Source organism: Hymenobacter sp. BT491 (genome assembly GCF_014349165.1).
GTDB lineage: Bacteria > Bacteroidota > Bacteroidia > Cytophagales > Hymenobacteraceae > Hymenobacter > Hymenobacter jejuensis.
Genome location: NZ_JACSJJ010000003.1, coordinates 333,895 through 348,618, shown reverse-complemented (window position 1 = coordinate 348,618; position 14,724 = coordinate 333,895). Strand labels below are relative to the sequence as shown.

The following is a 14,724-nucleotide window of genomic DNA, read 5'->3' as shown; positions in this document are numbered from 1 at the left end:
GGGTTGGGCAGCGTCGAAAAAATATTTAGAAGTCGTTGTAACGAATGGTGAAATTGGCGGTACTCCCAGCAAAACCAACCCAAACGCCCCTTCTGACCCGTGCATAGCGTAAGCGACGAAACTCTAATGGCCCAGGTGCGCAGCGATGAGCTACGCTGCCTGACGCCGCTCTTCGAGCGCTACCACGGCCCGATTTTCAACTTTCTCTACCGCCTCACCAACGACCGCGATACCAGCGAAGACCTCGCCCAAAACGTGTTCTACCGCATTCTGAAATACCGCAACAGCTACCAACCACCGCAGCCGTTTCGGGCCTGGATCTACCAGCTGGCCCGCAACGTGCACGCCGATCACTGGCAGCGCCAACAACAGATGCGCACCTCCGACATTGACGTGGTGGAGCGAACCGGCGCTTTCGGCAACGCGGCGTACGCTCAAATGGCTACCGTCGATCGGCAACAAGGCTTGCAGGAGGCGCTAGCGCTGTTACCACCGGCCCAGCGCGAAATCTTGGTGCTACACCGCTACCAGGGCTTCGATTACGAGGAAATAGGAGAAATGCTCGGGTGCTCGGCGGGCGCGGCCAAGGTAAAAGCGCACCGGGCACTCCAGGCGTTGCGCAAAATATATTTCGCTTAACTCATTATGGACCAGTCCTTTCTTATAGATCCCTGTGCTGAGATTGCCGACCAGTTGGTCGACTATGCCGAGCACAACCTGCCCGAAAAGGAGGCAGCGCGCATCGCCGCTCACGTGGCCCAGTGCGCAGCGTGCCAGCAGGAAGTGGCCGAAATTCGGGCCCTAACGGCCGAATTTGAGGCCGTGGTGCCCGAAGTGCCCAGCACGAAGCTGCGCACCAATTTCCTGGCGATGCTGGCCGAAGAAGAAGCCACGTTGCAATCGGCGGCGGCTCCAGCCCCAAAAGCCGAAGGCAAGCAGCGCTGGCTGACTTTCGACGCCCCGGTTGCGTGGATGCGCATTGCAGCCAGCATTGCGCTGGTGGCGGCCGGTGTGCTGCTGGGCTTGTTGCTCGGGCCGGCTAAGAATAGCGCGCAGTTGGTCGCCTCCGATTCGCCGGTTGATAAGTCGGAGCAGTTGGCGCAGGCCCTGAAGATTGTGCCGACGCCCGCCGTATCGGCCAGCGACCGGATTCAGCTGGTGAGCCAGTCGCCGGGCAACGTCGAGCCGGGCTCGCCGGCCGTGCAGGTGCTCATCAATACGCTCAACTTCGACCCCAACCCCAATGTGCGCTTGGCCGCCTGCGAGGCGCTGTTTCGCCTGCGTGCCGACCCGCGGGTCGGCGAGGCCTTCGTCCAGTCGTTGCCCATCCAGACTGATCCGAACGTGCAAATCACGCTCATCGAAATGTTGGTGGAGCTGAATGAGCGGCGGGCAGTGCCGCAACTCGAACGGCTGGCTAAGCGCCGCGATGCCCTGCCCGTAGTGCGCAAGCAAGCCGAAGCAGGAATTGGGATATTGATCTGATAATCAAACATATATAAATAATAAGGTTTGCATTAGCCAGAAGCCGCGGTTCTGGCGCCGACCCTCTTTTGCTCAAAAATAACCTCTCCCTCATATGAAAAAGTCCCTCATTCTGGCTGCGCTCGCGTTTCTGGCCGCCAGCACTTCCTTGCAAGCGCAGGAATACAAGACCAAGCTTAGCGGCAAAGACCGCAAAATCGTGATTGACATGCAGGGCGGCGACGTGACCGTGGAAGGCTACAACGGCGACGAAGTAGTGATCAGCAGCAAGGGCGACAACGCCTACGAAGAGCCCAACAAGCGCGCCGACGGGCTGCGGCCGGTGTATAACACGGCCATTGACAACACCAAGCTAGGCCTCGCGGTGACTAAAACCGAGAACACCCTGCACATTGCCAAAGCTTCGCGCGCCGATGCCGATTACGTTATTCGGGTGCCGCGCCAATCGAATTTGGTATTTAAACAAAACGGCTGGAACGGCGGCGACCTGACGGTGCAGAACCTCGACGGCAGCCTGGAAATAGCCATGACCGGCGACAATGCCAAACTGCTGAACGTAAGTGGCCCCGTGGTGGCCAACAGCGTGAGCGGCGACATCACGGTGCGCTATTCCTCGATGCAGTCGCAGCCCAGCTCCATCTCCGTGGTCAGCGGTGACCTCGACGTAACCATGCCTGCCAACGCCAAGGCCAACCTGAGCCTGCGTTCGGTTTCGGGCGAGATTTATACCGACTTCGACTTGGCGCCCAACAAAGGCGATCTGCACCGGATAGGCGGGCAAACCATCACGGGCAACATCAACGGGGGCGGAAGCGCGGTATCGCTCAAAACGGTCAGCGGCGACATTTTCGTGCGGAAGGCGAAGTAGCCAGTATTTCTGCTGAAAAGGTTGTATCATCCAATAAGTCAATACTTTAGCCTTTTACGTTATGTCGCGTTTCCTCTCTCTTGTTTTCCTGGGGCTGCTGTTGAGCGTTGCCCAATTGGCCACGGCCCAAAAAGTGATTGAAAAGCAGGCGCCCGTGAAGGCCGGCCAGCGGGTGTTCCTCAATCTGAAGCAGGCGACTAACATCCGGGTGCGGTCTGGCTCGGGCTCGGAGGTGACGGTGAAAGCCAGCGTGACCATCAACCAAGGCAAGCTCAACGATGCCCTGCTGCTGGCCGTGGACCGCACCGCCGAAGAAGTAACGGTCGCTTCGAGCTTCGACGAAGCGCTGCTGCAAACGGGCCAGCCCAGCGACTGCCCCGGCAACGGCGGCACCAACTGGAGCCAGAACAAAAACGGCAAAAGCTACTCGGTGTGCAGCGACATTCAGTTTGAAGTGACCGTGCCCACCGGCGTCGCTTTGCGCATCAACACCATCAGCGGCAACATCGAAATAAACGGCGTTACGGCGCCCATCGAGGCCAAATCCATCAGTGGCTTCGTCGATGTAAGCTGGCCAGCGAGCCAACACGCGGAAGTCGCTCTCAAAACCATCACCGGCGAAGTCTACACCGACCAGGAAATTGCCTTTGTCAACCGCAAGGAAAATCCCGGTCCGGTGGGCTACCAAGTGCGCGGCACGCTAGGCGGCAGCGGCCCGCTGGTAAAGCTCGAATCCATCAGCAACGACATTTACTTCCGGAAGCGGAAGTAGCATCGAAGGGCGTTGGGCCTTCCGGGCCGATGTTGTGGGCGTCGAGAGGCGCTTAATCTAAGGCAACCAGATCATAAGCAGAGTATTCAAGCTGCATAAATATTTGATAATCAATAGATTATAGAATAAGCAAAAAAATCATTTGGGAAACACTTGCATCTACGATAAGCTTCGTATATGTTTGGTATACGAAAGTCTTCGTATACCATAACCTCATCATTATGAGCAAGTCACCTCCCCCCAAGCCAACCGAATCTGAGCTGGAGATTTTGCAGGTATTGTGGCAGCACGGCCCCAACACCGTCCGTTTTGTAAACGACCAGCTGAGCCAAAAGCGCGACGTGGGCTACACCACCACTTTGAAGCTGCTGCAACTCATGCTCGAAAAGAACCTCGTGCACCGCGAAGACGACTCCCGGACCCACGTGTACCGCGCCGCGGTGAAGGAAGAAGAGACGCAAGGCGTTCTGCTAGACCGCTTTGTAGAAGCCACGTTTGGCGGCTCGGCCATGAAGCTCGTGATGCAGGCGCTCGGCAACCGCAGTACTTCTAAGGAAGAGCTGGACCAAATCCGCTCGCTGCTGAACGAAATCGAAAAGCAAAAAGACGAAGAGTAATGAACTGGCTCGAACATTTTTTGTCGCCGGCATTGGTGCGCGCCTTGGGCTGGACACTGGTGCACTCTATTTGGCAGGGTGCCGTGGTGGCGCTGGCCCTGGCGGGGTTGCTGCTGCTGTTGCGTCGGCACAGCGCACAGGTGCGTTATGCCACGGCCGCTGCGGCCCTGGTTACGTTGCTGAGCCTGGCCGTCGTGACCTTCGGGCGGCATTATTATGTCGCGCTGCGCCAAGATGCCGTGGCCGCCTCGGTGGCCGCCGCTGCCAAGGCCGAGCCAGTCGCTAGCACTTCGCACGCCCTTACCCACGCAGCGGCATCGACGCCTGTAGTGGCTGCTTCGGCCGCCGAAGCCCCAACTACGAGCATTCGGGCGTGGCTAAATTATTTCGACCAGAATATACCCGTGATGGTAGCGGCTTGGCTGCTGGGCTTGCTGGCCATGACGCTCCGGTTGCTGGGCGGCCTGGCCTACGTGCAGCGGCTGCGGCATTACCGCGTACAGCCGCTCGCCCCGGAGTGGACGGCCCGCATAGCCGTGCTGGCCGAGCAGGCCGGCGTACGGCACCCCATTGCGCTGCTGGAGTCGGCGCTGGTGAAGGTGCCGCTGGTGGTAGGGCATTTGCGGCCGGTTATTTTGCTGCCTTTCGGCACCGTAACGGGCCTGAGCCAGAGCTATATGGAAGCCATTCTGGCCCACGAGCTGGCACACATTGCCCGCCGCGACTACCTGATGAACCTGTTGCAGTCGATTGCCGAGATTCTGTTTTTCTACCACCCAGCTGTGTGGTTCGTAACGGCTTGCATGCGTACCGAGCGTGAAAACTGCTGCGACGATGCCGCCACGGCCCTGGTCGGTGGCGATCCGTTGCGGTTGGCGCGGGCCTTGGCCGCCCTAGCCGAACTAGGGCTTGAGCGTACGCCCGCCGCACGGCTCGCGCTCTCGGCAGTAGGCCCCGATGGGTCGTTGCTGGGCCGGATTCGGCGGCTGGTGCAGGGCCGTAGCGCCCCGACTTTCTCCGAAGGCTTTATGGCGGCTTGCGTCGTGCTTTGCGGGCTGGTGCTGCTGACCACGGCCGTGGCCATGGCTGATCCTCGACCGCTGTCGGCCAAAACCGGTACTCTGGGCAAGCTCAGCAACCTTCCGTTAGGCCAAAAGCTCGCAGAGGAATGCACTGACCTGCCGGTTGTTGCTACGTCGCTTGCACCATTGGCCCAGACGGAGCCGCTGGCGCCGGTTGCTGCCGCGCCTCAACAGGATGGTGATAATGACGGCGATAAAGACAAAAACAAAAAGCGCAAACGCACCGAGCGCGTGGTAGTTGTGAACGGCTCGCGTCGGTCGGGTGGCACGGTGGTCATCGAGAAAGATAAGAAAGGCCGCATCACGGATATGTTCGTCGACGGCGAGCGCGTGGAAGGAGTAGCGTCAGGCTCCAAAAGCAAGACCACCCTTAGCAAAATCAAAGACGACAAAGGCGGCAAGCGGGTAGAAGTGGTGAAGGTGGTGCCCAACGGCAGCTTCTGGTCGAAGGACGGCGACAACTTCACGTATTTCTACGACCCCAACTTCAAGCGCAACTTTACCTTCCGCATTCCGGCCGGCGACCAAGCCGAGATCGAGCGGTCGGTGCGCCGGGCTCAGGCCAATGCCGACGCCGCCACGCGTCGGAGCCTGCAGAACCTGCGCCTGAACCAATCTTTCACCTACAGCTTCCCCGGCGACCAAACGCCGGAGGATGCCAACGAACTGGCCCGCCGCGCCTTGCGCCAAGCCGACGAGGCCCTGCGCCGGGCCGAGCAAGCCGAGAAATCGGAAGAAACCCGCGCTCGACTGCGCGAGGAGCGTGAGCGCATCCGCGAAAAACAGGAAGAGCTGCGCGAGCGGTTGCGGGAAGAGGAAGAATCTCGCCGCGACAGCGACGAAGCCCGCCGCGAAGTGGACGATGAGCGTCGCCGCACCGTAGATGAAAGCCGCCTCGCTATCGAAGAAAGACGGCGCGAGCTGGAAGAAAAACGGCGCGATATGGAGGAAATGCGTCGTGACCGCGAAGCGGAGCGGGCTGAGCGCGAGCGCCATCGGGCCGACGAAGAGCAGAAGCTCAAGCAGGAGTTGGTCAAAGACAAATTGATCACCGACACCCGCAATTACGAGTTGACGCTCACGGCCAGCGAAATGACGGTGAACGGCAAAAAACAGCCCGAAAGCATCCATCAGAAATACCTGAAGCTCTACGAAGCACGCACCGGCCACAAGATGACCGGCTCGTCGATGTGGCGGGCGCGCGAAAACAACGACAGCCGCTCGTCGGAAACTCCGCCCACCCCGCCGAAAGCTCCGCAAGCGCCCAAGGCTCCTCGGGCACCTCGTATGCCTCGGCCCTCGGGCTCTCAGGTAACGCCTCCTACGCCTCCAGCTCTCGAAGCCCCCGCTGCGCCTACTACGCCTCCGGCCCCAACGCCTCCTACGGGTGATGTAATTATCACTCGGCCAGCTTCTTACACGGTAGAAGTTGTGAACTCGGAAGTGCTGAACAAGCTGAACGAGCACGTAGCGCTGGTGCAGCTGACGTCCAGCAGCCAAAGCCAGACGCTGGAAAATCTCAGGCAGTATCGTCGGCTGGTGAAATTGAATGCAATTAAAACCAGTTGCCCAGACCAAAAACCAAGCAACGAATAAACTTTTCGTTGGCGAAAAACCGGCTTTCTATCTAGGGAAGCCGGTTTTTTTATTCTTTCTAGTCGGCAAGGCAACCCTTTGCGGGCTGGGTTCATCTATTGCCTTATCTGAATATTGTTTTTGATGAGGAACCGCGGCAGAGTAGGGAAGTGAAGTGTGAACCCGCAGTTAACGGTTTGATAATCAATTGTTTGTAAGTTTTATTCCTAGCTGTTCTGCCGCGATGCGTGCGTGCCTGCTTTTCCTCTGCGGACTTCTCTGGTCTGCCACCGTGGCTACGGCCCAAACTTCTCCGGCGTCGGCTACTACCACGGCGTCGGCCATGGCGCCCAAGCGGCAGCTAACGGCCCTGCGCATTACGCAGCCCATCAAAATCGACGGTGCGCTCGACGAAGCCGCGTGGCAGGAGGCGCCCGTGGCTACCAAATTCATTCAGGAAAAACCAAATCCTGGTCTGCCCGAAAAGCTGCCTACCGAGGTGCGCGTGCTCTACGACGATGCCGCCCTGTACATCGGGGCCGTGCTGCACGATGTGTCGCCCGATTCTATCATGCAGGAGCTAAGCCAGCGCGATAATTTGGAGAATACCGACTTCTTTGGGGTGTTCATCGATACCTACCACGACCGGCTGAATGGGTATGGCTTTCTCATTACGCCCGGTGGTGTGCAACTCGACTCGCGCTACTCGCCCGCCGGGGGCGAAGATTTTGGCTGGAATGCCGTATGGGAAAGCCGAACGAGTCTGCGCGGCACCGACTGGATCGCCGAAATTCGCATTCCGTACTCGGCCATTCGCTTCAGCAAAGCCCCCGAGCAGCTGTGGGGCCTCAATTTTATGCGTCAGCGCAAACGCGACAACCAGCGCTTCTTCTGGAACGAGGTGCGGCCCGCCGTCGATGGTTTCGTGAACCAATGGGGCGACCTGACGGGCGTGCGCGACATCAAGCCGCCGTTGCGCCTCTCGCTCACGCCGTACGTGTCGGCCTACGTCAACCATTATCCCTACCACCAGCAAGGGGTGCGCAACACGGACATGTCGTTCAACGGCGGCGCCGATATCAAGTACGGCATCAACGAAAGCTTCACCCTGGATGCCACGTTGGTGCCCGATTTTGGCCAAACCCAAAGCGACAACGTGGTACTGAACCTTTCGCCCTTCGAGGTGCAGTACAACGAAAACCGCACGTTTTTCACCGAAGGCACCGAGCTGTTCAACAAGGGCGGCTTGTTTTATTCGCGCAGGGTAGGGGCCCAGCCGATGGGCTTTTACAACGCGGAAGGGCAGTTGCGGAAGGGCGAGCGCTTGGTCAGCAACCCCGGCGTTTCACGGCTCATTAACGCCACCAAGGTTTCGGGCCGCACGAGCAAAGGCTTGGGCATTGGGGTCTTCAATGCCGTGTCGAAGGAGATGTTTGCCACGGTGCGCGACAGCCTCAGCGGCGACGAACGCCAAGTGATAACCCAGCCGCTGAGCAACTACAACATCGTGGTGCTGGATCAATCGCTGAAAAACAACTCCTATGTGAGTTTGATTAACACCAATGTCACGCGTGCGGGCCAAGTGTACGATGCCAACGTGACGGGCGGCTTGTTTCGCATTGCCAACAAAAAGAACTCTTACGCCGTCGATGGGCAGGTAGTGTATTCGCGGCGGCGCGGGCAGGCATTTGCCAGCGAAGCTCCTATCGACAACAAAAACGGCTACAAATACTTGGTGGGCGTGGCCAAAATTGCCGGCAACTTCACCTGGCGCCTGAGCCAAAGCATCACTTCTAATACCTACGACCCCAACGATTTGGGCCTCCTGTTCAGCAACAACGCCATCACGCAGGTCGCCGACTTTTCGTACAACAAATACAAGCCGTTCTGGAAGGTCAACAACATGTACACCTACTGGGGCGTAAGTCAGTCGTTGCTCTACAAACCAACTCGCTACCAAGATCTTAGCGTTTATGGCGGCGGCAATACCACGTTCACCAAGTCCTTTATTACGGTGGGTTTTAACGTGGATGCTTCGCCGGCCACGCACGACTTCTACGAACCGCGCGTCGAGCCCCTGGGGCGCTACTTTGTGCGCAAACCGGCCAACGTGGGCGCCAACGCCTTCATCTCCTCAGATTACCGCAAAAAGATAGCCTACGATGTTTCCGCCGCGATTCGTGGGTACGCCCACGACGGCAGCCGCCACGGCCGCGATGGCTACGGCCTGAGTTTTTCGCCGCGCTACCGTGTGAGCAATCAGCTCACGTTTCGCTACAACTTCGACTGGCAGATGCAGCGCAACCAGATCGGGTTTGCCGGGGGCCTCAACGGCGACGAGCCCCTGGATAGATTTTTTTATGACCGGGGCGATATCATGCTGGGACGCCGCCGGGTAGTGACGGTAACCAACACATTATCTGGCTCTTATACCTTCAACAACCGCATGTCACTTACCATCCGGACGCGCCACTACGTGAGCACCGTGCACTACCGCGACTTCACCCGCCTGCTCGACGACGGCAAAGAAGAAAGCATAGACTACCGCCGCAACCGCGACACCAGCTTCAACGCCTTCAACGTGGACGCCGTGTATGCGTGGTGGTTTGCGCCGGGCTCGCAGGTCAGCATTGTCTGGAAAAACGCCGGCTCGTCGTCCCTGATCGCTGATGAGGCCACACCGCAGTATTTCCGAAATCTCAATAATACGGTCAATACGCCACACAATAACTCCTTGTCAATCAAGGTGTTGTATTATATCGATTATCTGATGCTCAAGCCCAAGCGCGGTTAGTGCGACCAGTGGCAATCCGTAAATCCGTTTGAGCGTAAATCTCGTCTAACTGCATTTGCACCCGCATTTATGGCTCAACGCATTGCCCACGTAACGCTAGTAGTGCGCAACTACGACGAAGCAATTGCCTTCTACACGCAAAAGCTAGGGTTTGAGGTGGTGGAAGACGTCGCGCAGGGCGACGGCAAACGCTGGGTGGTGATTGCGCCCGCCAATTCGCCCTCTACCAGCCTGCTGCTAGCCCAAGCCGCCTCCGACGAACAGCTTCAAGCAGTGGGCAACCAAGCCGGCGGCCGCGTATTTCTGTTTCTGCACACCGGCACGTTCTGGGACGACTACCACCGCATGAAGGCGCAGGGAGTTACGTTTCTGGAAGAGCCGCGGCAAGAACCCTACGGGAACGTGGTGGTATTTCAGGACTGCTACGGCAACAAATGGGATTTGCTCGGTCCGAAACCCGCTTAAATAAACACCCTACCCAATCTTAATAAACCCTCACCCAGTCATGCAGAGTACAGCCCAGCATGACTGGGTGAGGGTTTTTGGTGCGCTGTTTTTAACCCAGCCCCAGCAACTCTTCGGCCGCCCCGAACGCCGATTTACGACCGTCCATGACTTGCTGACGTAGGCTAGGAAGCTGTTGCTGGACAGCGGGTTGCGCATAGAAGCGTTCTTCCAGCGCCTGCCGGACTGTTTCGTAGAGCCAATGCAGGTTTTGCTCTTGCCGGTGCTTCTGGAAATATCCGTTTTGTTGGGTGTGTTGCACGTACTTCTCCACCACTTGCCACACTTCGGGCACACCCGCGCCGGTAAGCGCCGAGCTGGTCGTCACCTTGGGGCTCCAGCCGGAAGGCCCTAGCGGAAACAGGTGCAGGGCACTGCGGTATTCGCCTTTGGCGCGGCGGGCAGGCATTTTGTTGCTGCCATCGGCTTTGGTAATGACCACTGCATCAGCCATTTCCATAATGCCTTTTTTGATGCCTTGTAGCTCGTCGCCGGCACCGGCCAGCATGAGCAGCAGGAAAAAATCGACCATGCCGTGCACGGCTGTTTCGCTCTGGCCCACACCCACCGTCTCGACGAAAATTACGTCGTGGCCTGCGGCTTCGCAGAGCAACATTGCCTCGCGGGTGCTGCGCGCGACGCCGCCCAAGCTGCGGCCGGCCGGCGATGGCCGAATAAAAGCCCGCTCGTGGGCGGCTAGCTGGTTCATGCGCGTTTTGTCGCCCAGAATGCTGCCGCCGCTGCGTTGGCTGCTTGGGTCGATGGCAAGCACCGCCAAACGCTTGCCCAGTTGTCCCACAAGGTGCAAGCCCAGCGCTTCGATAAAGGTGCTTTTGCCCACTCCCGGCACGCCCGTAATGCCCACGCGCACCGAGCGGCCGGTGTGCGGCAACACCCGGTCGAGCACTTGCTGCGCCAGTGCCTGATCGGAAGGGAGCGTACTTTCGACGAGCGTAATGGCGCGGCTCAGCAAGATGCGATTGCCGGCCAAAATGCCATCGGCGTACTGATCAACGGAAAAGCGTTTGGGCATGAAAACGAGCGTGAGCAGCCGGCACCGTCGGTTGGGCGGGAAAGGAGCGGGTTGCGTGCGGTGCAAGCTAAAACTTGCGCTACATTTTTCCGGGTTCGCGGATGAAATTAGGCAAGCCCAGCTTGCTGCGCCGGCCTCCCAGGTTGAGGCCATTGTCTACGTAAGTACACGCCGCACCGGCCGCATTGGGGTTTTGAATGACCGCCAGATACGGGTTGTCTTCGCGCGCCACGTAGATTTTGCCATCCGGAGCGAGTTGCAGCGAGCCTACCTTCCGGTTTTTGGAGCTGCCGATGGCTGTCACTTTCTTAGTTGCCAAGTCGATCTGCCAGATCTGAGCGTTGCCGCCACCGGTACCGTTGCTGGTGCCGTAGAGCTTGGTGCCGTCGGGCGAAAACTCGACGCCATACGCTTCTTCGTAAGGCCCAAAGGAGCGCGGCTTGCTGACCACGCCCGTATTGGTGTCAAAATCAAACACTTCGAACTTGTTGCTTTCGCGCCAGATGGCCGCGGCCAGCTTGGTACCGTCGGGCGAAAACTTCATGCAGCCGATGGCATTACGGCCCGGTCCGGCGTGCATGGTGCCCACGTTGCTCATGATGGGTTTGGCCGCTACGCCATCGGCCGTGACGAGGTAGGACACAAAAGCATTCGAGTTCCACCGGTGGCCCACCACCCACACATCGCGCCCGTTTTTGTGGCGCACGGCGGCCAGCTTTTCGGCTACCGGTGTGATTAGCAAAAGGTTAGCGCGCGGCACGTCGCCGAGGCCGTTGTCGCGGGTCATATCCACTACCGAATAGCGCATGCCGCCGCTCCGGCCCTGAAAGTCAGTGGTGAACACGTAAAAGATGTTGCCGCTGCCCGGATCGGGAACGATTACGGCGCCCTGCGTGCTTTCGGGGCCGCCCATGATCTTGCGGCCGTTGGGCATGGGCTGGTGCTGGCGGTTGAAAATGGTGCCTCCGTTGGTGTAAAACAGCAGCTGACCGCGGCTGTTGGTAGCCACGGCGCAGTTTTCATAGCTCACCATTTTGCCATCCAGCAACGGGGTAGGGGCACCGTTGGCGAAGCTCAGGCCGGCTTGCCCGCCAAAATACCAGATGGATTGCTCGCGCTGGGCGTGTACAGCCGCTGGCAGCGCCAGCCAAAGCAGCAACAGAAGAAAGGAAATTCGTTTCATAAGCTCAGAATTGGGCGGCAAATTAAGCAACAGCGCCAATGCCGGGATAAAACGGAATTTCGTGCCAGATTGGTGTAAAGACTTATGGTTTGGGCTTTTCCCTAGGAATCAGATATCCCATTTCCCGGCCAGCAACGGCGCAATGAGCGGCCGAATGATGCGGTAGCTTAAGCCCCACAGCCGGTATTCGCCTACGCGGTAGAAAGCAATTTGCTGAGGATCAGGCCAATTCGGGAACTGTACCAGCTCTTCGCCGTGCGTAGCCGGGTCGGCAAGGTGCCGGACCGACACTTCCAGTACTTCCGCAATCTCGTGTTCCATCCAACGCCACTCCTCGGCCGGGCGGGTGATGCGCCCCAGAAATGGCGTTACACGAAACCCCGACGCGTTCGTCGAAACGGCCGGAAGTTGCGTGAGTACCTCAACTGAAGTAGGCGGCAGATGAATTTCTTCTTCGGTTTCGCGTAACGCCGTGGATAGTAATGAATTATCATCTGGGTCGCGTTTGCCACCCGGGAAGGCAAGTTGCCCGCCGTGTACGCCAAAGTCGCCGCGCCGCACAAGCACCAACTGCAAATCACCGGCTGCGTCGCGGTACACAGGCACCAAAACGGCAGCTTCCCGAAAAGTGGTGTGAATGGTTGACAAAGGAAAGCTGAGTTCAGATTTTGAAACGTAATATACTAATTATCAGTAAGTTGCGGTAAGGTGCTTTCAAATGGGCAAGTTTTCATTCGAAAGCATAAAGCCCCGTAGGTTGTACCAGAACCTTTGGCAAATCGTGGTGCTTTTCAAAGTACTGGTAACCAAGTTGTAAGCTTTGCCAAAAATAATGATGGGCATGGTGTTGATACGTAGTCAAGTTCTCATCGCATAACTCAAACGGGAAAATGTGCACGGGGATCGTCGCCTGGCCAGCATTGCGGGCTTCTACGGCCAGCACATATACCTCTTCAATCAAGGCATCGGTAATGGGCAGACAGCCAATGGTTTGGTCGGAGCCATGGATGAAAATATCGCCGCCGGGGTCGGAGCCGCTTAGGAGCATGTCGGAATTGTTTGGGTAGTCAAGCCCCAGCGACAGATGGTACAAACTGTTGGGGTTGAAGCGGTTGACTGAATAAAACCCTTCGGGTACCTGGCCATCGCCGGCGCAGCGCTTGGGCCCTAAGGTGCCTGAGGTGCCTGCAATAAAGTATGTGCGCAACGGTTGAAGCTGAGCGTCACCGCGGTTGCGGCCCCACACTTCCAGCCGCCGCCCGATTTTGAAGGCGCGCACGAAAATTTCCAGCTCCGAGGCCCTGATGCCATGCGAAATCAGAAGCCGTTGCAACTCTGGCCATTTGGCGGCGTACGCGGCCCGCACCCGCGGATATTGCAATTGTTGCTCCCGAAACGAAGGCGCGCTCGAACGGGCGCCCAGAGTCGCCAACAGGCCCAGGGCCAGCAGAAAATAACGCATAGAAGAGGTGTTGCCGCAGCATTCCCAGCCTGCAAAATACAGCGGGTGCCGCAGCCAAGCCCGAACGCTGTGCAGTATTAAAATAGTATAATATTCTATATCGTAATTTTTTGAGCGCCAACGCACGTGGCTACGCTGCAAAATGAGCCGAGTGTATCTTTAAGCGTTCCTCTACCCATTGCCTTTGAACCAGCACTACGACGTCGTTATTATTGGGGCGGGACCAGCGGGCACGGCTTGCGCTTTGGCCCTGCACGGCAGCGGTTTGCGCGTGGCGCTGGCAGACCGGCAGCAGTTTCCGCGCGATAAAATCTGCGGCGATGCCATTCCGAGTCCGGCCCTAAAAGCCATCCGGCAGCTTTCGCAGGCTTGGTACGACGAGCTGTTTGAACTGACCACCAAAGCCGAAACGCGCAACAGCCGCCTGGTAGCCCCCAACGGCACCGAAATCGTGGTGCAGTGGAAAGCACGTACGTTCAACAGCCCCCGCCTGCACTTCGACCAGCACCTGCTTTCGATGGTAAAACGCCACACAAAGACCGAAGTGCTGGAAAATTTCGGCGTTAAGCGTCTGGAAATCAGTGCGCAGCAAGCCACAGTTTTTCCTTCCACCCAAGCCGCGCCGCTGACGGCCGCACTCGTGATTGGGTGCGACGGAGCTAACTCCGTGGTGGCGCGCCAGCTCACCAACCGTACGCTTGACCGGACGCGGCAGTGCGCGGCGGTGCGGGCGTATTTTACGGGCCTGAGCGAGTCGGATGAGCAAACCAGCGAGTTCTTTTTCCTCGACGAATACCGCTCCGGCTACTTCTGGATTTTTCCGGTGGGGCAGGGTGTGTTCAACGTAGGTTTCGGCATGCTTTCGGCCCAAATAGCGGCCCGCAAGCTGGATTTGAAGCAGGCACTTCGGCACATGACTCAAACGCATCCGCGGCTGGCGACCCGTTTTGCACAAGCCAAGCAACTTTCCGATATTCAAGGGTTTGGCCTACCGCTGGGCGGGGTGCAACGCCTTATTTCGGGCGCGCGTTTTCTGCTGGCCGGCGATGCCGCCGCGCTCATCGATCCGCTGCAAGGCCACGGCATCGATAAAGCAGTCCAGAGCGGAATTCTAGCGGCTCAACAAGCCGTGCGCTGCTTTCAAACGCATGATTTCGGTGCCGCGCAATTGTTTGAGTATGATCGCCAAGTGCAGACGCACATCGGCAAGAGACTAGCGCGCAGCTACCGCCTTATGCACTTTCTATCGGCGAAGGCGTGGCTGGTAAATGGCGCCTTTCGCCTCGGACGGCACCCGTTGGTTAAAAACCTGCTTCTGAAAGCCGTGGGGTAACTAATTGATTATTAAT

General features: G+C 58.2%; 13 protein-coding genes. 9 read left to right on the top strand and 4 right to left on the bottom strand.

Translation table 11 applies throughout. The features are described 5' to 3' along the window. The first annotated feature begins 99 nt into the window (after positions 1–99). From H9I52_RS12970 to H9I52_RS12935, 8 genes are all read left to right on the top strand, one after another. The gene (locus H9I52_RS12970; protein WP_139516160.1) at positions 100–639 is read left to right on the top strand and encodes an RNA polymerase sigma factor; all 540 of its coding nucleotides are present in this window, start codon (positions 100–102) and stop codon (positions 637–639) included. 6 nt (positions 640–645) lie between these two features. Further along, a complete protein-coding gene (locus H9I52_RS12965) occupies positions 646–1,485 on the top strand; it encodes a HEAT repeat domain-containing protein (protein ID WP_187454222.1) in 840 nt (279 codons plus the stop codon). Positions 1,486–1,579: 94 nt separating this feature from the next. Further along, on the top strand, positions 1,580–2,353 hold the full coding sequence (locus tag H9I52_RS12960; protein ID WP_187454221.1) for a DUF4097 family beta strand repeat-containing protein: 774 nt from the start codon (positions 1,580–1,582) through the stop codon (positions 2,351–2,353). A gap of 61 nt (positions 2,354–2,414) precedes the next feature. Then, positions 2,415–3,125 carry a hypothetical protein gene (locus H9I52_RS12955; protein ID WP_187454220.1) on the top strand — a complete coding sequence of 237 codons (711 nt, stop codon included), beginning with the start codon at positions 2,415–2,417 and terminating at the stop codon, positions 3,123–3,125. 221 nt (positions 3,126–3,346) lie between these two features. Then, positions 3,347–3,742, top strand: coding sequence for a BlaI/MecI/CopY family transcriptional regulator (locus tag H9I52_RS12950; RefSeq protein WP_139516164.1), 396 nt, complete (start codon positions 3,347–3,349; stop codon positions 3,740–3,742). Continuing rightward, a complete protein-coding gene (locus H9I52_RS12945; RefSeq protein ID WP_187454219.1) occupies positions 3,742–6,420 on the top strand; it encodes a M56 family metallopeptidase in 2,679 nt (892 codons plus the stop codon). The genes H9I52_RS12950 and H9I52_RS12945 overlap by 1 nt, the downstream gene beginning before the upstream one ends. 223 nt (positions 6,421–6,643) lie before the next feature. After that, positions 6,644–9,193: a DUF5916 domain-containing protein gene (locus H9I52_RS12940; RefSeq protein WP_187454218.1), complete on the top strand. Its 2,550-nt coding sequence runs from the start codon at positions 6,644–6,646 to the stop codon at positions 9,191–9,193. 69 nt (positions 9,194–9,262) lie between these two features. Beyond that, complete coding sequence (locus tag H9I52_RS12935) at positions 9,263–9,658, top strand: VOC family protein (RefSeq protein ID WP_187454217.1); 396 nt, start codon at positions 9,263–9,265, stop codon at positions 9,656–9,658. Positions 9,659–9,749: 91 nt separating this feature from the next. Here the strand turns inward: H9I52_RS12935 and meaB are convergent, their stop codons facing one another. The 4 genes from meaB to H9I52_RS12915 form a co-directional block, all read right to left on the bottom strand. Continuing rightward, positions 9,750–10,730: a methylmalonyl Co-A mutase-associated GTPase MeaB gene (gene meaB / locus H9I52_RS12930; protein ID WP_187454216.1), complete on the bottom strand. Its 981-nt coding sequence runs from the start codon at positions 10,728–10,730 to the stop codon at positions 9,750–9,752. A 79-nt stretch (positions 10,731–10,809) separates the two neighbouring features. Further along, complete coding sequence (locus H9I52_RS12925; RefSeq protein WP_139516169.1) at positions 10,810–11,913, bottom strand: PD40 domain-containing protein; 1,104 nt, start codon at positions 11,911–11,913, stop codon at positions 10,810–10,812. 108 nt (positions 11,914–12,021) lie between these two features. Further along, positions 12,022–12,561 (bottom strand): NUDIX hydrolase, encoded by a 540-nt coding sequence (locus H9I52_RS12920; RefSeq protein ID WP_187454215.1) that lies wholly within the window; start codon positions 12,559–12,561, stop codon positions 12,022–12,024. Positions 12,562–12,643: 82 nt separating this feature from the next. Beyond that, positions 12,644–13,375, bottom strand: a complete 732-nt coding sequence (locus H9I52_RS12915) for a murein L,D-transpeptidase family protein (protein WP_262386068.1) — start codon at positions 13,373–13,375, stop codon at positions 12,644–12,646. Positions 13,376–13,559: 184 nt separating this feature from the next. On the opposite strand from H9I52_RS12915, the gene H9I52_RS12910 reads away from it, so the two are divergent. Beyond that, positions 13,560–14,708 carry an NAD(P)/FAD-dependent oxidoreductase gene (locus H9I52_RS12910; RefSeq protein WP_187454214.1) on the top strand — a complete coding sequence of 383 codons (1,149 nt, stop codon included), beginning with the start codon at positions 13,560–13,562 and terminating at the stop codon, positions 14,706–14,708. Positions 14,709–14,724 lie beyond the last annotated feature (16 nt).

Coding starts and splice junctions, on each gene's coding strand:
- H9I52_RS12965 (WP_187454222.1), top strand. CDS start 646: ATGGACCAGTCCTTTCTTATAGATCCCTGTGCTGAGATTGCCGACCAG.
- H9I52_RS12960 (WP_187454221.1), top strand. CDS start 1,580: ATGAAAAAGTCCCTCATTCTGGCTGCGCTCGCGTTTCTGGCCGCCAGC.
- H9I52_RS12955 (WP_187454220.1), top strand. CDS start 2,415: ATGTCGCGTTTCCTCTCTCTTGTTTTCCTGGGGCTGCTGTTGAGCGTT.
- H9I52_RS12950 (WP_139516164.1), top strand. CDS start 3,347: ATGAGCAAGTCACCTCCCCCCAAGCCAACCGAATCTGAGCTGGAGATT.
- H9I52_RS12945 (WP_187454219.1), top strand. CDS start 3,742: ATGAACTGGCTCGAACATTTTTTGTCGCCGGCATTGGTGCGCGCCTTG.
- H9I52_RS12940 (WP_187454218.1), top strand. CDS start 6,644: ATGCGTGCGTGCCTGCTTTTCCTCTGCGGACTTCTCTGGTCTGCCACC.
- H9I52_RS12935 (WP_187454217.1), top strand. CDS start 9,263: ATGGCTCAACGCATTGCCCACGTAACGCTAGTAGTGCGCAACTACGAC.
- meaB (WP_187454216.1), bottom strand. CDS start 10,730: ATGCCCAAACGCTTTTCCGTTGATCAGTACGCCGATGGCATTTTGGCC.
- H9I52_RS12925 (WP_139516169.1), bottom strand. CDS start 11,913: ATGAAACGAATTTCCTTTCTTCTGTTGCTGCTTTGGCTGGCGCTGCCA.
- H9I52_RS12915 (WP_262386068.1), bottom strand. CDS start 13,375: ATGCGTTATTTTCTGCTGGCCCTGGGCCTGTTGGCGACTCTGGGCGCC.